The 20,406-nt window shown below is 71.7% G+C and carries 20 protein-coding genes; all 20 read right to left on the bottom strand.

All coding sequences use genetic code 11. The features are described 5' to 3' along the window. Positions 1 to 59: 59 nt before the first annotated feature. The 20 genes from JUB10_RS14310 to mraZ all read right to left on the bottom strand — a co-directional run bounded on the left by JUB10_RS14310 (position 60) and on the right by mraZ (position 20,259). On the bottom strand, positions 60 to 635 hold the full coding sequence (locus tag JUB10_RS14310; protein WP_207457847.1) for a GNAT family N-acetyltransferase: 576 nt from the start codon (positions 633 to 635) through the stop codon (positions 60 to 62). A 52-nt stretch (positions 636 to 687) separates the two neighbouring features. Next, positions 688 to 1,608, bottom strand: coding sequence for an RluA family pseudouridine synthase (locus JUB10_RS14305; protein ID WP_207457845.1), 921 nt, complete (start codon positions 1,606 to 1,608; stop codon positions 688 to 690). A gap of 1 nt (position 1,609) precedes the next feature. Then, positions 1,610 to 2,149 carry a signal peptidase II gene (gene lspA, locus JUB10_RS14300; RefSeq protein ID WP_207457843.1) on the bottom strand — a complete coding sequence of 180 codons (540 nt, stop codon included), beginning with the start codon at positions 2,147 to 2,149 and terminating at the stop codon, positions 1,610 to 1,612. 58 nt (positions 2,150 to 2,207) lie between these two features. Continuing rightward, positions 2,208 to 2,885, bottom strand: a complete 678-nt coding sequence (locus tag JUB10_RS14295) for a DivIVA domain-containing protein (protein WP_207457841.1) — start codon at positions 2,883 to 2,885, stop codon at positions 2,208 to 2,210. Positions 2,886 to 2,948: 63 nt separating this feature from the next. Beyond that, on the bottom strand, positions 2,949 to 3,251 hold the full coding sequence (locus JUB10_RS14290; RefSeq protein WP_207457840.1) for a YggT family protein: 303 nt from the start codon (positions 3,249 to 3,251) through the stop codon (positions 2,949 to 2,951). A gap of 9 nt (positions 3,252 to 3,260) precedes the next feature. After that, entirely contained in the window at positions 3,261 to 3,740 is a 480-nt protein-coding gene (locus JUB10_RS14285; RefSeq protein ID WP_207457838.1) for a cell division protein SepF, read from the bottom strand. A gap of 35 nt (positions 3,741 to 3,775) precedes the next feature. Beyond that, positions 3,776 to 4,462 carry a YggS family pyridoxal phosphate-dependent enzyme gene (locus tag JUB10_RS14280; protein WP_307859247.1) on the bottom strand — a complete coding sequence of 229 codons (687 nt, stop codon included), beginning with the start codon at positions 4,460 to 4,462 and terminating at the stop codon, positions 3,776 to 3,778. Continuing rightward, positions 4,459 to 5,628: a cell division protein FtsZ gene (gene ftsZ / locus JUB10_RS14275; protein ID WP_207457837.1), complete on the bottom strand. Its 1,170-nt coding sequence runs from the start codon at positions 5,626 to 5,628 to the stop codon at positions 4,459 to 4,461. The genes JUB10_RS14280 and ftsZ overlap by 4 nt, the downstream gene beginning before the upstream one ends. Positions 5,629 to 5,839: 211 nt before the next feature. After that, a complete protein-coding gene (locus tag JUB10_RS15120) occupies positions 5,840 to 7,102 on the bottom strand; it encodes an FtsQ-type POTRA domain-containing protein (RefSeq protein ID WP_207457835.1) in 1,263 nt (420 codons plus the stop codon). A gap of 13 nt (positions 7,103 to 7,115) precedes the next feature. Next, positions 7,116 to 8,516 (bottom strand): UDP-N-acetylmuramate--L-alanine ligase, encoded by a 1,401-nt coding sequence (gene murC / locus JUB10_RS14265; protein ID WP_207457833.1) that lies wholly within the window; start codon positions 8,514 to 8,516, stop codon positions 7,116 to 7,118. Between the two features lie 5 nt (positions 8,517 to 8,521). After that, a complete protein-coding gene (locus JUB10_RS14260; RefSeq protein WP_207457831.1) occupies positions 8,522 to 9,619 on the bottom strand; it encodes a UDP-N-acetylglucosamine--N-acetylmuramyl-(pentapeptide) pyrophosphoryl-undecaprenol N-acetylglucosamine transferase in 1,098 nt (365 codons plus the stop codon). Then, positions 9,616 to 10,827 (bottom strand): putative lipid II flippase FtsW, encoded by a 1,212-nt coding sequence (gene ftsW, locus JUB10_RS14255; RefSeq protein WP_207457830.1) that lies wholly within the window; start codon positions 10,825 to 10,827, stop codon positions 9,616 to 9,618. Before ftsW ends, JUB10_RS14260 begins: the two co-directional genes overlap by 4 nt. Next, a complete protein-coding gene (gene murD, locus JUB10_RS14250; RefSeq protein WP_207457828.1) occupies positions 10,784 to 12,319 on the bottom strand; it encodes a UDP-N-acetylmuramoyl-L-alanine--D-glutamate ligase in 1,536 nt (511 codons plus the stop codon). Before murD ends, ftsW begins: the two co-directional genes overlap by 44 nt. Further along, on the bottom strand, positions 12,298 to 13,413 hold the full coding sequence (gene mraY / locus JUB10_RS14245) for a phospho-N-acetylmuramoyl-pentapeptide-transferase (protein ID WP_207457826.1): 1,116 nt from the start codon (positions 13,411 to 13,413) through the stop codon (positions 12,298 to 12,300). Before mraY ends, murD begins: the two co-directional genes overlap by 22 nt. Next, a complete protein-coding gene (locus tag JUB10_RS14240; RefSeq protein ID WP_207457825.1) occupies positions 13,410 to 14,810 on the bottom strand; it encodes a UDP-N-acetylmuramoyl-tripeptide--D-alanyl-D-alanine ligase in 1,401 nt (466 codons plus the stop codon). The genes mraY and JUB10_RS14240 overlap by 4 nt, the downstream gene beginning before the upstream one ends. Next, complete coding sequence (locus tag JUB10_RS14235) at positions 14,807 to 16,360, bottom strand: Mur ligase family protein (protein WP_207457823.1); 1,554 nt, start codon at positions 16,358 to 16,360, stop codon at positions 14,807 to 14,809. The genes JUB10_RS14240 and JUB10_RS14235 overlap by 4 nt, the downstream gene beginning before the upstream one ends. A 29-nt stretch (positions 16,361 to 16,389) precedes the next feature. Continuing rightward, complete coding sequence (locus JUB10_RS14230) at positions 16,390 to 18,120, bottom strand: peptidoglycan D,D-transpeptidase FtsI family protein (RefSeq protein WP_207457821.1); 1,731 nt, start codon at positions 18,118 to 18,120, stop codon at positions 16,390 to 16,392. Positions 18,121 to 18,155: 35 nt separating this feature from the next. After that, on the bottom strand, positions 18,156 to 18,779 hold the full coding sequence (locus JUB10_RS14225) for a hypothetical protein (protein ID WP_207457819.1): 624 nt from the start codon (positions 18,777 to 18,779) through the stop codon (positions 18,156 to 18,158). Further along, positions 18,776 to 19,723: a 16S rRNA (cytosine(1402)-N(4))-methyltransferase RsmH gene (gene rsmH, locus JUB10_RS14220; protein ID WP_207457817.1), complete on the bottom strand. Its 948-nt coding sequence runs from the start codon at positions 19,721 to 19,723 to the stop codon at positions 18,776 to 18,778. Before rsmH ends, JUB10_RS14225 begins: the two co-directional genes overlap by 4 nt. Before the next feature lie 104 nt (positions 19,724 to 19,827). Next, positions 19,828 to 20,259, bottom strand: coding sequence for a division/cell wall cluster transcriptional repressor MraZ (gene mraZ / locus JUB10_RS14215; protein ID WP_207457816.1), 432 nt, complete (start codon positions 20,257 to 20,259; stop codon positions 19,828 to 19,830). Positions 20,260 to 20,406: the final 147 nt, after the last annotated feature.

Genomic DNA, 20,406 nt, shown 5'->3' with positions numbered 1-20,406 from the left:
GCGGCGGCTGCCGGCCCCGCGGACGACGGCCGGCGACCCGAGCCGGGCGCGAGCGGCGGTCATCGCAGGTCCCGCCGCATGACGACGCGCGGGAACCCGTCGAGCACGCTCGTCGTGTCGGCGGCCTTCGTGAAGCCCGCCCGCTCGAAGAGGGCGCGCGTGCCGACGTAGGCCATGGTCAGGTCGACCCGCTCCCCCGCGTTGTCGACCGGGTAGCCCTCGATCGCCGGCGCGCCGTGCGCCCGGGCGAACTCGACGGCGCCCTCGAGCAGGGTGTGCGCGATGCCCTGTTTGCGGTGCCCCGGCCGGGTGCGGAGGCACCACACCGACCAGACGGGCAGGTCGTCGACGTGGGGGATGCGGCGGCTGTTCGCGAAGCTGTGCAGCTCGGCGCGCGGGGCGACGCCGGCCCAGCCCACGACCTCGTCGCCCTCGTAGGCGAGCACGCCCGGCGGCGGCTCGCGCCTGACGAGCTCCTCCACGAGGCGGCCGCGCTCCGGACCGCGCAGTTCGCGGTTCTGCTTCGAGGGCAGGCGGTAGGTGAGGCACCAGCAGACGTTGGCATCCGGATTCTTCGGTCCGACCATCGTGCGGACGTCGTCGAAGACCGTGGCGGGCCTCACCTCGATCGCCATGCGGCCAGTCTGCACCCGGCCACCGACACGGCGGGAGGCGGAGAGCTTCGGGTTAGGCGTCGCGAAGCACGTCGAGGGCGTGCTGCAGATCGTCCGGGTAGGTGCTCTCGAACTCGACCCACTGGCCGGAGGACGGATGCACGAAGCCGAGCCGCATCGCGTGCAGCCACTGCCGGGTGAGGCCGAGTCGTGCGGAGAGCGTGGGGTCGGCGCCGTACATCGCGTCGCCCGCGCAGGGGTGCCGCTGCGCCGCCATGTGCACGCGGATCTGGTGCGTCCGGCCGGTCTCGAGATGGATCTCGAGCAGGCTCGCGTACCGGAACGCCTCGATGGTCTCGTAGTGCGTGACCGACGGCTTGCCGTCCGCGGTCACCGCGAACTTCCACGATGCGCCGGGCGCGCGACCGATGGGCGCGTCGATCGTGCCGGCGAGCGGGTCGGGGTGCCCCTGCACGACGGCGTGGTAGATCTTGTCGACCTCGCGGTCGTGGAAGGCACGCTTCAGGGCGCTGTAGGCGCCCTCGGTCTTCGCGACGACCATGAGACCGCTCGTCCCGGCGTCGAGCCGGTGCACGATGCCGGCGCGCTCGGCCGCGCCGGAGGTCGCGACGCGGAAGCCCGCGGCCGCGAGGGCGCCGAGCACCGTGGGGCCCTCCCACCCGACGGAGGGGTGGGCGGCGACGCCGACGGGCTTGTCCACGACGACGATGTCGTCGTCGTCGTGCACGATCCCCAGCTCCGGCACCGCGACGGGCACGATCGTCGGTTCCTCGCGCGGCGACCAGGCCACCTCGAGCCATGCTCCGGCGACGAGCCGGTCGGACTTGCCGAGCACCACGCCGTCGGCGGTCACGCCGCCCTCGGCGGCGACCTCCGCGGCGAACGTGCGCGAGAAGCCGAGCAGCTTCGCGAGGGCGGCGTCGACGCGCTCGCCCGCGAGGCCGTCGGGGACGGGGAGGCTGCGGACCTCCACGTCAGCGCGCCTCGCCGGAGTCGACGGGCGCGGAGTCGCCGGAGTCCGAGGCATCCGGCTGCCCGTCCTTCGTGTTGCGGGTGCCGTCGAGCGCGACGCCGCGGATCGAGAGCAGGATGAACAGCCCCATGCTCGAGACGATCGCGACGTCGGCGAGGTTGAAGATCGCCGGGAACGCGTAGAGCTGCAGGAAATCGATCACGTGGCCGACGCCGAAGCCCGGCTCGCGGAAGAGGCGGTCGTACAGGTTGCCCGCGGTGCCGCCGAGCAGCATGCCGAACAGGCCGGCCCAGGCGGCCGAGCGGATGCGCGTGGCGAAGGCCACGATGAACACCGTCACGACCGCGGCGACGATGGAGAAGATCCACGTCGAGCCGCTCGCGAGCGAGAAGGCGGCGCCCGAGTTGCGGACGAAGAAGAACTGCAGGAGCTCCCCGAGGACGGGGATGCGCTCGCCCTCCGTCATGTTGGCGAGGACGAGGACCTTGCTGCCCTGGTCGAGCGCGAAGACGCCGACGGCGATGCCGAGCAGGAGCAGCATCATACGAAGGCTGGGGCGCCTCCTGTCGAGACGCCCCAGCCTTCCGCCGTCAGCGTGATCAGCTGTCGGCAACGCCCTGGAAGCTGCCCGCAGCGGCGGGAGCCGGGGTCGCGGCGGGAGCCGCGGGAGCGATCGGCGTGCCGGCCGAGGCGTCGAGGTCCTTCAGCTGGCCCTCGATGTAGCTGCGGAGCTTGGCACGGTACTCGCGCTCGAAGGCGCGGAGCTCGTCGATGCGGCCCTCGAGCACGCCGCGCTCGGCCTCGAGCGCGTTGATCTGGTTGCGCTGCTTGGCCTCGGCCTGGGCGACGATGCGCGCGGCGGTGGCGTGGCCCTCGGCGATGAGCGAGTCGCGCTTCTCCTGGCCCTCGCGCACGTGCTCCTCGTGGAGGCGGCGGGCGAGCTGCAGCAGGTTGTTCGTGCTCTGCGTGGCCTCGTCGACCGCGTTGTACGCGGGGGCGGGAGCCGGGGCGGCGACGGCGGCAGGAGCCGGCGCGGGGGCGGCCGCAGCGGCGGGAGCCGGGGCCTCAGCGGCCTGGCTGCCGGAGCGCTGGAGCTCGCTGACGCGGTTCTCGCTGGCGACGAGGCGCTGACGCAGCTCCTCGTTCTCCTGGTTCAGGCGTCGGAGCTCGACGACGATCTCGTCGAGGAAGTCGTCAACTTCGTCCTGGTCGTAGCCCTCCCGGAACTTCGTCGGCTGGAACCTTTTGTTGACAACATCTTCCGGCGTCAAGGCCATGAGAACCACCTCACGTGCGAGTTAGGGCTGCAGGACGCGACAAGACTACACGCGCCCCGAGGCTCATCTGAGTAGCTGGACGGCGTAGATCGCGATGAGGACTCCGAGCATGACGATGCCGAATCCGAAGTCCAGCGCGATGTCTCCGACGCGCAGCGGAGGGATCACTTTACGGACGGCGCGCAGGGGCGGATCCGTCACCGTGTACACGGCTTCGGCGACGACCAGGCCGAATCCACGGGGACGGAACTCGCGCGACACGGTGCGCACGAAGTCGAGCACGAACCGCCCGATCATCAGGAGGAAGAAGATGAGCAGGAGGTAGTACGCGATCGTCGCGAGCACGCTGAGAAGGGCGAAGGTCACCCCCGAAGACTAGCCCTGAGCCAGGAAGGCCTGGTCGACCTCGCCGGTGACGTGGTCGGGCTTGTCGCCGGAGACCGCGACGTGCTCGGGCGAGAGCAGGAAGACCTTGCTCGTGACGCGCTCGATGCGGCCGCGGAGGCCCTGCGAGAGTCCGCTCGCGAAGTCGACGAGGCGACGCGCGTCGGGCTCGGTCATCTGCGAGAGGTTGATGATCACGGGGATGCCCTCGCGGAAGTGCTCCGCGATGACCTGGGCGTCCTTGTACTGGCGGGGGTGGACGGTGAGGATCTCGTTCATCTCTGTCGCTGCCGGCCGGATCACGGGGGTCGCGCGGCGCAGCGGGGTCACGGGGGCCTTCGCCTGGCTCTCGGGCTTCGAGGCGGCGGGGGCGGGGGTCGCCGGGGCGGCCGGCTGTTCGGGCGTCTCGTACTCGAACTCCTCGTCGGCGAGTCCGAGGTAGACCATCGTCTTACGCAGGGGGTTGGCCATGATGTTCCTCCGGGGTGGGTCGTCTCTCTTGGAACTTAAACCAGTGGTTGACGGTTTCCCGTGATTGCCGTGCCGATTCTGAGGTGTGTCGCGCCTTCGAGGATCGCGTCGCGGTAGTCGCCCGACATGCCCATGGAGAGGGCGGATGCCTCGGGGCTGAGTTCGCGCACCCGCTCGGAGACGGCACGCACGCGGGAGAACGCCGCGCGGGGCTCCTCCCCCAGCGGCGCGACGGCCATGACGCCGCGCAGCGTGAGCCCTGGGGTGCCGAGCACGCGTTCGGCGAGGCGCGGCGCGTCGTCCGGCGCGGTGCCGCCGCGACCGGGGTCGTCGGTGAGGTTGATCTGGAGGAACACGTCGAGCGGCGCGCCCTCCTCGGAGGCGAGGGCGTCGACGAGGGCGTCGCGGTCGACGGAGTGCACGCTCGAGGCGTAGCGGCGCACCTGGCGCGCCTTCTTCGACTGCAGCTGCCCGACGAAGTTCCAGCGCAGGTCGAGGTCGGCGAGTTCCTCCGCCTTGGCCTGCGCCTCCTGGTGCCGGTTCTCCCCCAGCTCCCGCACGCCGAGGGCGTGCAGCTCCCTCACGAGGGAGGCGGGGTGGAACTTGGTCACGACGATGAGCGTGATCTCTCCGGGAACGCGACCGGCCGCGCGCGAGGCATCCGCGATGCCTTCACGCACGGCCGAGAGGCGCTCGGCGAGACCAGGGGTCTCGTCGGTCACTTGAGGAAGTCGGGGACGTCCAGGTCGTCGTCGCGGTCGTGATCCGCGAAGATCGGGTCGGGCGTCGTCGCGGGCATCTCCGGCTCGACGGCCGACCACTTGGGCACGTCGCTCGTCTCGCCGGCCTCGGCCGCGACCGTGGTGGGCGCGGCGGCGGCGCCGGCGGCGACACCCGCGGGCACGAAGTTGGCGCGGCGTGCGTCGACCTTCTGCTGCGGCTCGCCGCCGTCGAAGCCCGCGGCGATGACGGTGACGCGCACCTCGTCGCCGAGGGTGTCGTCGATCACCGCACCGAAGATGATGTTGGCCTCGGCGTGGACGGCCTCCTGCACCAGGCGGGCCGCGTCGTTGATCTCGAAGATGCCGAGGTTCGAGCCACCCTGGATCGACAGCAGCACGCCGTGCGCACCGTCGATCGAGGCCTCGAGCAGCGGCGACGCGACGGCGAGCTCGGCCGCCTTGATCGCACGGTCGGCGCCCCGGGAGGAGCCGATGCCCATGAGGGCCGAACCGGCGCCCTGCATGACGCTCTTGACGTCGGCGAAGTCGAGGTTGATCAGACCGGGGGTCGTGATGAGGTCGGTGATGCCCTGCACACCTGCGAGGAGCACCTGGTCGGCGGTCGCGAACGCCTCGAGGAAGCTGATGCCGCGGTCGCTGATCTCGAGCAGGCGGTCGTTCGGCACGACGATGAGGGTGTCGACCTCCTGCTTCAGGGTGTCGACGCCGGTCTCGGCCTGAGCGGCGCGGCGCTTGCCCTCGAAGCCGAAGGGCTTCGTGACGACACCGATCGTGAGCGCGCCGATCGACTTGGCGATCCTCGCGACGACGGGCGCGCCACCGGTGCCGGTGCCGCCGCCCTCACCCGCGGTGACGAAGACCATGTCGGCGCCCGCGAGCGCCTCCTCGATCTCCTCCGCGTGGTCCTCGGCGGCGCGGCGGCCGACCTCGGGGTCGGCGCCGGCGCCGAGTCCGCGGGTCAGCTCCCGTCCGATGTCGAGCTTGACGTCGGCGTCGCTCATGAGCAGCGCCTGCGCATCGGTGTTGATCGCGATGAACTCCACGCCGCGGAGCCCCATCTCGATCATTCGGTTGACGGCGTTGACGCCGCCGCCGCCGATGCCGACGACCTTGATCACCGCCAGGTAGTTCGAGTTGCTTGCCACGTGGATCCTCCGGCCCCGCTAGGCGACCCCTGGGGTGAGGGGTCGAAAGTCTTTCTGATTCGGGTTTTCTTGCCTCGAAGTTAGGCGCGGTGAGCACCGCGTGTCGCTAGGCGCGCCCTACGTGTCGGATATCCACCTCGACCTCGACTTGAGGTACAGGCGGCGGACGCGCCGACCCGGCCTGGGGCGGGGCGATCCGCACCGGCGCGGATCAGAGCGGGCGCCAGAACGGCGCCATCGGCGCCGACACGTCGATCTCGACGGAGGCCCCGCCCTCGACCTGCGGCAGCAGCCCCGCGAGCACGCGGGCCTTCAGTTCGCTGTCGTCGGCGCTGCCCCACACGACGCGCTGAGCGCCGCCCGACAGGGTGAGCGCGACGTCGTCGGTAGTCGTCGCCGTGACGGTGTCGACCTGCGGCGCGATGCTGTCGGGCAGCGCGAGCACGACCTCGGCGGCGGCGCGGAAGCCGTCGCCCTCGGTGCCGTCGGCGACGCTCACGAGCGGATAGCCGGCGGGACGCTCCGGCGTGGTCGAGAGCACGACGCCGGCGGGGTCCACGAGGTCGAAGCCCGACCCGCCCTGCACGACCGCCAGCGGCGTGCGCTCGACGACGGTGACGACGAGCTCGTTCGGGGGCACCGTGCGGGTCGCGTAGCTCGCGACGGCGGGGAACTCGGACAGCTTCTCGGCGATCTCGTTCTCGTCGACGAAGGCGAGGGGCGCGCCGAGCTGGTCGGCGAGGGCGTCCTCGATCGCCGCGGGGTCGATCGTCTGCGTGCCGGCGACGGTGATCGTGCGCAGCGACAGCAGCGGGGAGAAGACGGCGATGAGGGTGCCGACCACGAGCAGGAGCACGAGTCCGCCGGAGATGCCCCAGGTGAGGGCGCGGTGGCGGGCGCGGCGGGTGAAGCGGCGGATCTCTTCGCGCTCGGCGCGCTTGCGCTCGCGGATCGCCGCGCGCAGCTCGCGCTTGGCATCCGGCACCCCCTCCCGCCGGCGGCGGGCGGGCCGCAGCCGGGGCAGCGAGATCGAGCGTCGGGCCGGGCTCTCCTCCGGCGCGTCGCGTCCGGTGTCAGGCGCGAGGGGCGCGCTACCAGCGGCGCCGGTGGGTCCGGTCGAGCCGACGCCCTGCGGCAGCGTCAGCTGGTCGGTGTCGGCGTCGGGCTCGACGCGCGAGAGGGCCGACTCGCGGGCCGCGTGCACGAGTCCCGCGATGCGCTCGCTCGCGCCCGTCGACCGCCGGCGCGCGGCGGTCTCGGTCGACGTCGCGCTGCGCGACCCGGAGGGAGCGGATCCGCGGGGCTCGGCGGCGGTGCGCAGGGCGGGGTCCCGCTCAACCGGCGTGCGCGGAGCGGAGTCGCTCCGCGCGGCGGGTGTGCGCGGAGCCGCGGGGGCCGCCTTCCGCCCGCGCGCCGGCGTCGGCGGCGGGGCGGGTGGGGCCGGCGGCTGCGGGAGCCGCTCGGGGCGTTTCACCGCGGCTCCCCCGTCACTTGGCTCCCTGCTCGAGGGATCCGAGCAGCTGCGGAACGATGCGGTACACGTCGCCGCAGCCGAGCGTGATGATGAAGTCCCCGTCCTTGGCGACGGATGCTGCGTGCTCGGCGGCCTCCTGCCAGTCGGGCAGGTAGGCGACGCGGCCGGGGTCGGCGAAGCGTTCGGAGACGAGCGCGCCGGTCACGCCGGGCACCGGGTCCTCGCGCGCGCCGTACACGTCGAGCACGACCGTGTGGTCGGCGAGCCGCTCGTACGCCTCGGCGAACTCGCCGGCCATCGCCTGCGTGCGGCTGTAGAGGTGGGGCTGGTGCACGGCGATGAGGCGCCCGTCGCCGACGACGGTGCGCGCGGCCTCGAGGGCGGCGATCACCTCGGCGGGGTGGTGGGCGTAGTCGTCGTAGACCCGCACGCCGCGCACCTCGCCGTGCAGCTCGAACCGGCGCTGGGTGCCGCCGAACGTCTCGAGGGCGGTGAGCACGCCGGAGGGGTCGAAGCCCATGCCGACGAGCACGGTGAAGGCGCCGGCGGCGTTGAGCGCGTTGTGCCGGCCGGGCACGCGGAGCTGGGCGCTGTAACGCTCACCGCGCCACTCGACGGTGAACGCGACGGGGCCCTCGGTCGTCACGTCGGTGACGCGCACGTCGGCATCCGCCGCCTCGCCGAAGCTCAGCACGGTGCCGTGCTGCAGCAGGGTGCGGACGCGGAGCGCGCCGGGGTCGTCGCTCGAGATGACGACGAGCTCGCTCGCGGCGTCCGCGAACTGCGCGAAGGCCTGGTCGACGGCGTCGAAGGAGCCGTAGTGGTCGAGGTGGTCGGAGTCGACGTTGGTGATGAGCGCGACGGCGGTGTCGTAGAGCAGGAAGGATCCGTCGGACTCGTCCGCCTCGACGACGAAGAGCTCGCCGGAGCCGGCCTTGGCGCTCGTGCCGATCGACTGGATGACGCCGCCGTTGACGAAGCTCGGGTCGGCGCCGAGTTCGAGCAGGGCCGTGACGATCATGCCGGTCGAGGTCGTCTTGCCGTGGGCGCCCGCGACCGAGACGAGCCGGCGGCCGGCGATGAGCCAGGCGAGCGCCTGCGACCGGTGGAGCACGGGGAGGCCGCGCTCGCGGGCGGCGACGAGCTCGGGGTTGTCGGGCCAGAGCGCGCTCGTGACGACGATCGCGGAGGCGTCGTCGCCGAGGTTCTCGCGGGCGTGACCGATCGCGATCTCGGCGCCGAGGCGGCGCAGTTCGAGCACGGTGGCGGTCTCGCGGGCGTCGGAGCCGGTGACGCGGTGCCCGGCCGCGAGGAACAGCTTCGCGATGCCGCTCATGCCGGATCCGCCGATGCCGACGAAGTGCACGGCGTCGAGGGACTCGGGCAGGGGCTGGGTGAGGTCGGGCTTGATCACGGCGGCTACCTTACTTTCCGCGCCGCGGACGCAGCCGACAGCGCCTCGTCGACGAGGGCGACCATGCGGTCGGTGCCGTCGATCGCGCCGACGCCGCCGGCCTTCGAGGCCATGGCGGCGATGCGCTGCGGGTCGGTGAGCAGCGGCACGAGGCGCTCGCGCACCCACTCCGGCGTGAACTCGGCGTCCTCGACGAGGATCGCGCCGCCGGCCTCGAGGGCGTCCTTCGCGTTGTAGCGCTGCTCGCCGTTGCCGACGGGGTAGGGGATGTAGACGGCGGGCATGCCGAGCGCGGAGAGCTCGCTGACGGTCGCGGCCCCGGCGCGCGAGACGACGAAGTCGGCCACGGCGAGGGCGAGGTCCATGCGGTCGGCGTACTCGCGCGGGCGGTAGCCCGGGAGGCCGGTGTCGGGCACGGGGTCGCGCGACCCGGTGAGGTGCAGCACCTGCCAGCCGGCGGCGACGATGTCGGATGCGGCCGCGGAGACGGTCGCGTTGATGCGGCGCGCGCCGGTCGAGCCGCCGGTGACGAGCAGGGTCGGCAGCGCCGGGTCGAGACCGAACTCGGCGTAGCCCTCGGCGCGGGCGGCGGTGCGGTCGAGCGTCTCGATCTCGCGGCGGAGGGGCATGCCGACGAAGCGGCCGCGCTTCAGCGGGGTGCCGTGGAACGCGACGCCGACGTGCGGCGTGAGCGCGGCGCCGAGCCGGTTGCCGATGCCGGGCTTGGCGTTCGCCTCGTGGATCGCGAGCGGGATGCCGGCGCGGCGTGCGGCGACGTAGGCCGGCGCCGCGGCGTAGCCGCCGAACCCGACGACGACGTCGATCCCGCGCTCGCGGATGATGCGGACGATCTCGCCGACGGCGCGGGAGAAGCCCGCGGGGAACCTCAGCGCCGCCCGGTTCAGCCGGCGCGGGAACGGCAGGCGCGCGATCGTGAGCAGCTCGTAGCCGCGGAGGGGCACGAGCCGCGACTCGAGGCCCTCGCGGGTGCCGAGCACGAGCACCGTGGCATCCGGATCGCGCTCGCGCAGCCGGTCGGCGACGGCGAGCAGCGGATTGACGTGGCCGGCGGTCCCGCCGCCGGCCAGCAGATAGGTCGTCACGACAGGGGCTCCTGAACGGGCTCGGGGCGGGTGCGGGTGAACGACAGCACGATACCGACGCCGAGCAGGGTCACGATGAGAGCGGAGCCGCCCGCGGAGATCATGGGCAGCGGCACGCCGAGCACGGGCAGCACCCCGAGCACGACGGCGATGTTGATGAGGGCCTGGCCGATGATCCAGGTCATGACGGCGGCCGTGGCGATCTTCGCGAAGGGGTCGCGCGACGAGCGGATGATCCGCACGAACGTGATCGCGAGCAGCACGAAGAGCCCGAGCACGAGCACGGCGCCGACGAGCCCGAGCTCCTCGCCGATGATCGCGAAGATGTAGTCGTTGTCGGCCTCGGGCAGCCAGTTCCACTTCATGTCGGAGTTGCCGAGCCCGCGGCCGAAGAGGCCACCCGCCGCGAGGGCCCAGGTGCCGTGCTGCGGCTGCCAGCAGACGTCGAGGAGGTTCTCCTCGGTGCAGCCGTTGAGCCAGGCAGAGATGCGGGAGACGCGGGACCCGCCGACCTGCGACAGCGCGAAGCCGACGAGGGCGGCGCCGGCCGCGGCGACGCCGAGGTAGCGCAGCCGGACGCCGCCGAAGAAGAGGGCGCCGAAGACGAGGATGATCAGCACGATGCCGGTGCCGAGGTCGTGGCCGCCGAGCACGAGCCCGACCGACACGACGACGAACGGCGCGATCGTCGCGCCGAGCTTGCGCCAGTCGTCGAGGAGCTCCGGGCGGCTGGAGAGCATGAACGCGAGCCAGAGCACGAGCGCGAGCTTCACCGTCTCCGAGGGCTGCGCCGTGAAGAGGCCGAGGTCGACCCAGTTGCGGTTGCCGCCGACGGCGATGCCGAGCGGGGTGAACACGAGCAGCTGGAACCCGATGGCGAAGAGGATCGCGCGCGGCGCCCACTTCTTCCAGAAGAAGATCGGGGCGCGGCTCGCGAGCAGCATGACCGCGATGCCGGCGGCGCCGAACACGGCCTGCCGGGTGAACGCGCCGAACGCGCTGCCGGTCTCCGAACGCGCCTCGATCGACGAGCTCGAGAGCACCATGACGAGCCCGAACAGCACGATGAAGACCGTCGTGCCGAGCAGCAGGAAGAAGTCGGTGGTCTCGGCCTTGAAGATGCGGCGCACCGCGACGCGGGCGACGTTCGGTCGGGGGCCGGCCTCAGTCGGTCTGCGCCGAGGGAGGCTGCGCGGAGTCGTCGTCACGTCCACTTCCTCCCTCGTCGTCCGCCACCAGTTCCCGCACCGCCCGGGCGAACCTGTCGCCGCGGTCGGAGTAGCTCACGAACTGGTCCATCGACGCGGCCGCCGGTGCGAGGAGGACGACGTCACCGGGACGTGCGACCTCGCCCGCGAGGCGGACGGCCGATGGCATTACCTCCCCAGTGTCCGCCGCGTCCACCTCGACCACGCGCACCTGGGGGGCGTGTCGCTCGAACGCCGCGAGCACCGGCTCGCGCTCGACGCCGATGACGACGGCCGCCCGGAGGCGCTCCGCGTGCTTCTCGACGAGCGGCGCGATGTCGACGCCCTTGAGCAGGCCGCCGACGATCCAGACGACCGAGTCGAACGCGCCGAGCGAGGCGTCGGCGGCGTGCGGGTTGGTGGCCTTGGAGTCGTCGACCCAGTGGACGTCGCCGCGGGCGACGGTCTGGGTTCGGTGCTTGTCGACGTGGAAGGCGAGCAGGGCGTCGCGGATGACGCGGGGCTTCACGCCCCACGCGCGGGCGAGCGCGGTCGCGGCGAGCACGTCGGCCACGAGGTGCGGCGCCGAGAGGTTCACGGTCGCGAGGTCGGCGAGCGTCGCGATCTCGAGCGCGGAGGTCTGGCGCTGTTCGAGGAAGGCCCGGTCGCAGACGATGTCCTCGACGATGCCGATGTCGGAGGGGCCGGGGACGCCGGGGCCGAAGCCGATCGCGCGGCAGCCCTCGACGACGTCGGCTTCCTCGACGAGCTCGCGGGTCGTGTCGTCCTCGAGGTTGTAGACGCACGCGACCTTCGTGTTCGCGTAGACCTTGCCCTTGGAGGCGCGGTAGGCCTCGAACGAGCCGTGCCAGTCGAGGTGGTCGTGGGCGACGTTCAGCACGACGCTCGCGTAGGGCGACAGCCCGTTCGCGTAGTGCAGCTGGTAGCTGGAGAGCTCGACGACGAGCGCGTCGAAGCCCGCGGGGTCGCGGATGGCGTCGAGGACGGGCACGCCGATGTTGCCGCACGCGGTCACCCGCGCTCCCCCGGCCTCGAGCATCGCCGCGGTGAGCTGGGTCGTCGTGGTCTTGCCGTTCGTGCCGGTGATCGCGATCCACTCGGCGGGCGTGCCGGTCTTGTCGCGCAGCCGCCAGGCGAGCTCGATGTCGCCCCAAACGGGGATGCCCTGCTCGGCGGCCCAGAGCAGCACGGGGTGGTCGGGGTGGAACCCGGGCGACACGACGAGGAGTTCGGGGGCGTGCTCGACGAGTCCGGCGGGCGGCGCGGACAGGTCGGCCGCGAGCCATCCGGCGCCGATGACGTCGAGCAGGTTGATCTGGTCGGGGTCGCCGGACTCCGCGACGACGAGGACCTTCGCGCCGAGCTCTGTGAGCGTGTCGGCGACGGCGAAGCCGGTGACACCGAGGCCGAGCACCCCGACGCGGAGGCCCGACCAGTCGGCGTGCCAGCTGGTGAGCGTGTCGAGGTCCCTCACCGCGTCCGGACCACCCATTCGAGGTAGAAGAGGCCGACGCCGGAGGCCACGAAGAACGCGGCGATCAGCCAGAACCGTACGACGACCGTCACCTCGGCCCAGCCCTTGAGCTCGAAGTGGTGGTGCAGCGGGCTCATCAGGAAGATGCGCTTGCCCTTCGTCGCCTTGAAGTAGATGCGCTGCACGATCACCGAGCCGACGACGATGAGGAACAGGCCGCCGATGAGCACGAGCAGGAGCTCGGTGCGGGTGAGGATCGCGAGCGCGGCGAGGGCGCCGCCCAGGCCGAGCGAGCCGGTGTCGCCCATGAAGATCTGGGCGGGCGAGGTGTTCCACCAGAGGAAGCCGACCAGGCTGCCGACGATCGCGGCGGCGATGATCGCGAGATCGAGCGGATCGCGCACCTCGTAGCACTTGTAGTAGAGCTCGTCGCTCGGCAGCAGGTTCGAGCAGGACTGGTTGAACTGCCAGAAGCCGATGAGCACGTAGGAGCCGATCGCGAAGATCGAGGATCCGGTCGCGAGTCCGTCGAGGCCGTCCGCCACGTTCACGCCGTTCGAGGCGCTCGTGAAGATGATCACGGTCCAGAGCACGAACAGCACGGCGCCGACGGCGGTGCCCCAGAACGCGAGGTCGAGCCACGGGATGTCGCGCACCCACGAGATGTTGAACGACGCCGGGGTCAGCCCGTCGCTGTTGGGGAAGTTGAGCGCCAGGGCGCCGAAGCCGATGGCGACGAGCGTCTGGCCGGCGATCTTGGCCCAGGGCGTGAGGCCGAGGCTGCGCTGACGGCGGGTCTTCGTGAAGTCGTCGAGGAAGCCGACGACGCCGAGGCCCACCATCGCGAACACGACGAGCCAGCCGCTCGGCGTGAAGGGGGCGCTGCCGACGAGCTCACCGACGAGGTGACCGACGATCCAGCCGAGCACCGACCCCGAGATGAAGACGATGCCGCCCATGGTCGGGGTGCCGCGCTTGGTGTGGTGCGACTTCGGGCCGTCGTCGCGGATGAACTGGCCCCACTGGATCCGCTTGAACAGGCGGATGAAGAGGGGCGTGAGCAGCAGGGTCCAGAGCAGGCCGAACAGACCGCCGACGAGAAGGGCGATCACTCGGCGACACCACCGAGCCGGTCACCGAGGAAGCGGAGCCCCGCGGACTTCGAAGACTTCACGAGCACGACATCCCCCGGGCGAAGTAGAGCACTCACGACATCGTATGCCTCGTCGAGTGACCCGACGGCGACCGATTCGCCGTCCCAGCTGCCCTCGAGACCGGCCGCGAGGTGGATGCCGCGCGCCCGCTCGCCGACGACGACGAGCTGACGGATGTCGAGGCGCACGGCGAGCCGGCCGACCCGGTCGTGCTCCTCCGCCGCGTGCTCGCCGAGCTCCGCCATCTCGCCGAGCACGGCGATCGTGCGCTGCCCGGGGCCCGCGATCTGCGCGAGGGTCTTGAGCGCGGCCGCCGTGGAGTCGGGGCTCGCGTTGTAGGCGTCGTTGATGACGATCCAGCCGGTGCCGGGGTCGAGCACCTCCATGCGCCAGCGCTCCGCGCGCGCGACCTCCTCGAGCACCGGCACGACGTCGTCGAGCGACAGCCCGAGCTCGAGGGCCACGGTGGTCGCGGCGAGGGCGTTCATGACGTGGTGCTCGCCGAGGATGCGCAGCCGCACGGGACGCTCCTCCCCCGCGGCGACGAGGGTGAACGTCGTGCCGGCGGCGGTCGCGTCGACGTCGCGCGCCGAGACATCCGCCCGGGCCGACTGTCCGAACCAGGTGACCCGGGCGCGCGTCAGCTCCTCCATGGCGACGACCCGCGGGTCGTCGGCGTTGAGCACGGCGACGCTCGTCTCGGGGAGGTCGGTGACCATCTCGGACTTGGCCTTCTGGGTGCCCTCGATGCCGCCGAAGCCGCCGATGTGGGCGAGGCCGACCTTGAGCACGACGGCGACGTCGGGCGTGACGATCGAGACGAGGTGCGCGATCGCGCCCGGCTTCGACGCGCCCATCTCGACGACGAGGTAGCGGGTCTCGTCGGTGATGCGGAGCATCGAGATCGGGGCGCCGACGTGATTGTTGAACGATCCGGGCGGGGCGACGGTCGGCCCCTGCCGCTCGAGGATCGCGCGGAGCATGTTCTTGGTGGTGGTCTTGCCGTTGGAGCCGGTGATGCCGACGACGCGGAGGTCGCCGCGGTCGCGCACGCGCTGCACGACCGAGCGGGCAAGCGCGGCGAGGGCGGTATACCCGTCGGCGACGACGATCTGCGGCACGTCGAGGTCGAGCTCGCGCTCGACGATCAGCAGCGCCGCGCCCTTCTCGACGGCCTGCTCGGCGAAGAGGTGCCCGTCGGTCTCCTCACCGCGCAGGGCGAAGAAGATCCCGCCCGGCACGACGAGCCGGGAGTCGGTCTCGGAGACGCCGTCGACGACCGTCGCGGGGTCGGCCGCGCGGACGAGGCGTCCGTCGACGGCCTCGGCGAGTTCGGCGAGGGTCAGTGCGATCACTCGTCCCACCCCGCTTCCTGCAGCGCGGTGCGGGCGACCTCACGGGCGGAGAACGGCTCGTGCACGCCCTGGATGTCGCGATAGTCGAGGTGTCCGGGTCCGGACCAGAGGATCGTGTCGCCCTCGTCGGCCAGGGAGACGGCGAGACGGATGGCGTCGTCGGGGTTCGGCACCTCGTGCAGCTCCGGTGTGTTGTCGCTCGCCCGCACGCCTTCGAGCAGCGCGGCGCGGATCACGGCCGGGTCCTCGAAGCGGGGGTGATGGTCGGTGATGATGACGACGTCGGCGAGGTCGGCGGCGATCTTGCCCATGCCGAAGCGCTTCGTCTTGTCGCGGTCGCCGGAGGCTCCGAAGACCATGATGGTGCGGCCCGGCGTGAAGCGGCGCACCGCCTCGAGGGTGCGGCCGAAGGCGTCCGCGCTGTGCCCGAAGTCGACGTAGACGCTCGGCCCGCGGGAGCCCGACACACGCTCGGTGCGGCCCGGCAAGTACGCACGGATGCCGCCCTGCTCGTCGAGCGCCTGGCCGATCGCCTCGAGCTCGAAGCCCGCCTCGACGAGCATCACGATGGCGACGGCCGCGTTGGCGACCATGTGCCGGCCGATGATCGGCACGCGCGTCGTGAGCGAGCGCGACTCGGGACCGGTGAGCCTGAAGTCGGTGCCGGTGGGCTGCTCGTCGAGCACCTCGACGTTCCAGTCCGCCTCGCGCTCCGGGACCGTCGACACGGTGGTGACGGGGATGCGCGAATTCTCGACGACGCGGTCGCCCCACTCCGAGTCGAGCGACACGACGCCGCGGCCGGCCCGCTCGGGGTCGAACAGCGGGAGTTTGGCGTGGAAGTACGTCTCCATGTCGCCGTAGTCGTCGAGGTGGTCGTGGCTGAGGTTCGTAAAGCCGACGACGTCGAACTCGATGCCGTCGACGCGGTTGCGGCTGAGGGCCTGGGCGCTCACCTCGAGCACGACGGCGCGCACCTCGCTCTCCCGCATGCGGGCGAGCAGCGCGTGCAACTCGCTCGCCTCGGGCGTCGTCAGCCGCGACGCGAACTCGAGCTCGCCGATGCGGCGGCCCGCGGTCGAGCTGAGGCCCGTCTCGAGGCCGAGCTGGCGGAGCATCCCCTCGAGCAGGAACGCCACCGACGTCTTGCCGTTCGTGCCAGTGACGCCGAACAGGGTCGGCTTCGGCTCGGCCTCCGCGGTGCGGTAGACCCACGACGAGATCGCGCCGAGCGCGGCCCGCGGGTTCTCCACGACGATGACCGGGAGCCCCGACTCGCGGGCGAACTCGCGCCCCTGGGCATCCGTCACGATCGCCACCGCGCCGGCCTCGGCGGCCTGAGCCGCGAACTGCGCGCCGTGGTGCTTCGCGCCGGGCACGCCCACGTAGAGGTCGCCCGGCTGGACGTCGCCGGAGGTCAGGGTCACCCCCGTCACCTCGAGCCCGTCGATGGGGCCCTCCGCGGTCAGTCCGAACTCTTCGACGAGTCCGGGAAGCGATCGGGCGATCGGATGTTCCGGCCGGATGACCGGGGGGATCCGACTATGCACTAAGTCCTCTTTCTTCCCGCCTCGGGCACTCACCAGGTGGCGGGGTACAGCTCTGCCGGGTCCGTCGACGGCGGCACCCGGTACGTCGTGAGCACGTGGCTCATGATCTCACGGAAGGTCGGAGCCGCTCCGGCCGACGTCTTGATCGTATCCGGCTTCGTGAGGGTCACGACGACGACGTACTCAGGGTTCTCAGCGGGAGCCATGCCTGCGATGGAGATCACGCGGTCGGACGTGTAGACGCCGCCCTCCGCGATCTCGGCGGTTCCCGACTTCGCGGCGACGCGGTAGCCGTCGATCGTCAGCGACTTCGCCAGGAAGCCGTCCTGCACGACCGATTCGAGCATGTGCACGGTCGTGTCGGCGGCGTACTCGGACACGACGCGGGTGCCCTCCCCCGTCGGCGTGTCGACCCAGCTGCCGTCGGGCAGCTGGCAGCCCTTGACGAGCGTCACGGGCATCCGCACGCCGTTGTTCGCAAGGGTCTGGTAGATGCTCGCGACCTGCACGCTCGTCGCGACGACGCCCTGGCCGAAGGTCGAGTTGAGCGCGGTGCGGGAGTCCCAGTCCTCGAAGGGGCGGAGCGGCGACGGTGACTCGCCGTTGAAACCCACCTCGGTTCTCGTGCCGATACCGAAGCGCTCGATGTACTCGTAGCGCTGGGACGCGGGCATGTACTCCGCGAGCTGCGCGATGCCGGTGTTCGACGAGTTCTGCAGCACGCCCGTGAGGGTCAGGTTGAGGTCGCCGTGCACGAACGAGTCCTTGATCGTGCCGTCGCCGACCTCGAGCTCGTACGGTGCGACGATCTTGCTCGTCGGCGAGACGACGCCCTTGTCGAGCAGGGTCGCGGCGGTGAGCGCCTTGAAGGTCGAGCCGGGCTCGAACGGGGTCGAGAAGGCCAGCGAGCCGAGGTAGCGGATGTCGACGCCGTCGACGTTGTTCGGGTCGACGCTCGGATAGTCGGCGACGGCGAGCAGCTCGCCGCTCGAGGCCTTCATCACGACCGCGGTCGCCGACTCGGCGCCGAGCGCGTTGGCCTGCTGGCCGATCGCCTGCTGCACGAAGTACTGCAGGTCGCTGTCGATCGTGAGCTGGAGGGTGCCGCCCGGCTGCGCCTGGGTCTCGGTGACGGTGCTGCCGGGCAGGCGGACCCCGTCGGCGCCGCGCTCGTAGGTGGAGACGCCGTTCGTCGAGGCCAGGCAGTCGTTCTCGCTGAGCTCGAGGCCTGCCTGGGGACCGTCCGTGCCGATGAAGCCGACGAGGTTGCCCGCGACCGAGCCCTGGGGGTAGTTCCGGCTCGGGCGGTACTCGTCGTAGAGCCACGAGATGTCGAGCTCCTTGATGCGCCGGAGCTGGTCGAGGGAGACGGAGCGGCTCACGTAGGCGTGGTCGGCGTCGGGCTTGGCCTGGAGCGCCGCGACGATCTCGGCCGGGTCCTGACCCGTGATCGCGGCGATCGCCTCGGCGCTCTCCTGCACCGGATGCTTCGTGCTGGCGAGCGCGTAGCGCGGCGACGCCGTGATGTCCCAGCGGTCCGTGCTGTCGGCGAGCACCTTGCCGGTGGAGTCGATGATCTCGCCGCGGGGCGCGTAGGTCGTCACGGGCACGCTGCGCCGGCTCGTCGACTGCTCGTTGAGCGCCGCGGCCTGCACGACCTGGATGTCGATCAGCCGCACCACGAAGACGGTCACCACGGCGAGCACGACGACGAGGGTCAGCGCGAGACGGGCGCGCAGGCTTCGCTGAGCCCTTGGCATGGAACTCCTTCGGTTGCGGCGGTCGGGTCGCCCCGTCAGTGAGTCTGCGGCGCGGGCAGCGAGTCCGCGGGAGCCTCCTCGGCGTTTTGCGCGGGCGCGGCCGGAACCGGGGCGGACGCCGCGGCATCCGTCTCCTCGGCGACGACCGGCTGCGTCGGCTGCTGCTGCTGCTGCTCGGCTGCGGCGGCGCCGACGGGGATGCCGGCGAGGGCCTCGTTCGGGGTGAGCCCCGACTCGAACTGGCGCTCGACGTCGCCCTCGGCGGGCGTCGCCTCGCCGAGCACGGCGCCCGTGGCGAGATCGAAGAACACGGGGCTCGCGTCGGAGACCATGCCGAGTGCGACGGCCTCGTCGGAGAGGTGCTGCGGCGAGGAGAGCACGTTGAGCTTCTCGGAGAGCGCCGCCTCGTCGCGGGTCAGCTGCTGCTGCTCGGAGCGCAGCGAGGAGATCTCGTAGGTGTTGTCGGCGAGCAGGATGCTGAGGCCGAGCTGCCCGAACAGCACCCCGACGACGCCGACGACCGCCGTCACCGCGTAGACCAGGCGCGGGCGCGCGCGGCGCTGGGACCTGCTCGGGACGACCTCGATGTGTCTCGTCCGCTGCTCCTCGGCCGGGACCTCCGGGGCGGGCAGGGTGAAGGCGAGATTCGCGGTGCTCATGAGGCACTCCTCAACCGTTCGGCGGCACGCAGCCGCACCGGGGTGGCTCTGGGGTTCTGGCGCTTCTCCTCGTCGCTCGCGAGCTCGGCGCCGCGGACGAGGAGTTTGAAGGTGGGGGCGTGGTCGGGCAGCTCGACGGGCAGCCCGGCCGGCGAGGTGGAGGTCGAGGCGGCGGCCAGCTGCCGCTTGACGATCCGGTCCTCGAGCGACTGGTACGCCAGCACGACGATGCGTCCGCCGACGGAGAGTGCCTCGAGGGCGGCGGGGATCGCCCGCTCCAGCACGGAGAGCTCCTGGTTGACCTCGATGCGGAGGGCCTGGAAGACGCGCTTGGCGGGGTGGCCGCTGCGGGCGACCGCTGCGGGGGTGGCGGCCTGGATCACGTCGACGAGGTCGCCGGAGCGCTCGAACGGGGTGACGGCGCGGCGCTCGACGATCCGCCGGGCGTAGCGCGGCGCGAGCTTCTCGTCGCCGTACTCGTAGAAGATGCGGCGGAGGTCCGCCTCGGAGTACTCGGCCAGCACCTTCGCCGCGGTCAGCTCGCTCGTCGCGTCCATCCGCATGTCGAGCGGGGCGTCCTGGGAGTACGAGAATCCGCGCTCGACCCGGTCGAGCTGCAGCGAGGAGACGCCGAGGTCGAACAGCACGCCCTGCACGCTGTCGATGCCGAGGGACTCCAGGGCGTCGGGCAGCCCGTCGTAGACGGTGTGCACGAGGTCGACGCGGTCGGCGAACGGGGCCAGTCGCGCCTCGGCGATCGCGATCGCGTCGGTGTCGCGGTCGAGGCCGACGAGGTGCAGTTCGGGGAAGCGACGGAGGAAGGCCTCCGAGTGGCCACCCATGCCGAGGGTGGCGTCGACGAGCACGGCGCCGGGGGCGGAGAGCGCCGGGGCGAGCAGCTCGACGGTCCGCTCGAGCATCACCGGGGTGTGGATCTCGTTCATCCTGTTCCCTCGTTCTGGAACCTCAGGGCCTGATCCCCATCCGGCCCGACCTGGCACCGGGGAAGGTGTGCCAGGGCGATCGGCTGGGAGTCACGCCCGAAGGGTCAGAACAGTCCCGGGATCACCTCCTCGGTGGTGTCGGCGAAGGCCGCCTCCTGCTCCTCGTAGTAGGCGTTCCAGGCCTCGGCGTCCCAGATCTCGGCGCGGTTGCCGGCGCCGATCACGACGAGCTCGCGGTCGAGACCCGCCCAGGTGCGCAGGTGCGCGGGGATCGTGACGCGGCGCTGCTTGTCGGGGACCTCGTCGCTCGCGCCCGAGAGGAACAGACGCATGTAGTCGCGGGCGCCCTTGTTGGTGACGGGCGACTGCCGGATCGCCTCGTGCATGCGCTCGAACTCGCCACGGCTGAAGACGTAGACGCACCGCTCCTGGCCGCGAGTGAGGACGACGCCGCCCTCGAGCTCTGCCCAGAACTTGGCCGGAAGGATGATGCGCCCCTTCTCGTCGAGCTTGGGCGAGTAGGTGCCCAGGAACATGGCGCACCCCCTCTTCCCGTCCGGCCACGTGGAATTCTCCTCCACTCTACTCCACTCAGCACCACCGAACGGAAGAGTTCACCCCCATTTCACGGGTAACGGCACTGCTTCTGCCCCGGAATTCCGCGGCAGGAGCACGGTGGAGGG

The sequence above is a fragment of the Desertivibrio insolitus genome (assembly GCF_017355965.1).
Lineage (GTDB): Bacteria > Actinomycetota > Actinomycetes > Actinomycetales > Microbacteriaceae > JAFIQW01.
Note: the sequence above shows the minus strand (reverse complement) of the source record. Positions and strands in the feature narration are given on the sequence as shown.

Excerpts from the sequence above, each read along its gene's own strand:
- JUB10_RS14310 (WP_207457847.1), bottom strand. The coding sequence starts at position 635 with ATGGCGATCGAGGTGAGGCCCGCCACGGTCTTCGACGACGTCCGCACG.
- lspA (WP_207457843.1), bottom strand. The coding sequence starts at position 2,149 with ATGCTGCTCCTGCTCGGCATCGCCGTCGGCGTCTTCGCGCTCGACCAG.
- JUB10_RS14295 (WP_207457841.1), bottom strand. The coding sequence starts at position 2,885 with ATGGCCTTGACGCCGGAAGATGTTGTCAACAAAAGGTTCCAGCCGACG.
- JUB10_RS14285 (WP_207457838.1), bottom strand. The coding sequence starts at position 3,740 with ATGGCCAACCCCCTGCGTAAGACGATGGTCTACCTCGGACTCGCCGAC.
- murD (WP_207457828.1), bottom strand. The coding sequence starts at position 12,319 with ATGGGTGGTCCGGACGCGGTGAGGGACCTCGACACGCTCACCAGCTGG.
- JUB10_RS14230 (WP_207457821.1), bottom strand. The coding sequence starts at position 18,120 with ATGCCAAGGGCTCAGCGAAGCCTGCGCGCCCGTCTCGCGCTGACCCTC.
- JUB10_RS14225 (WP_207457819.1), bottom strand. The coding sequence starts at position 18,779 with ATGAGCACCGCGAATCTCGCCTTCACCCTGCCCGCCCCGGAGGTCCCG.
- rsmH (WP_207457817.1), bottom strand. The coding sequence starts at position 19,723 with ATGAACGAGATCCACACCCCGGTGATGCTCGAGCGGACCGTCGAGCTG.
- mraZ (WP_207457816.1), bottom strand. The coding sequence starts at position 20,259 with ATGTTCCTGGGCACCTACTCGCCCAAGCTCGACGAGAAGGGGCGCATC.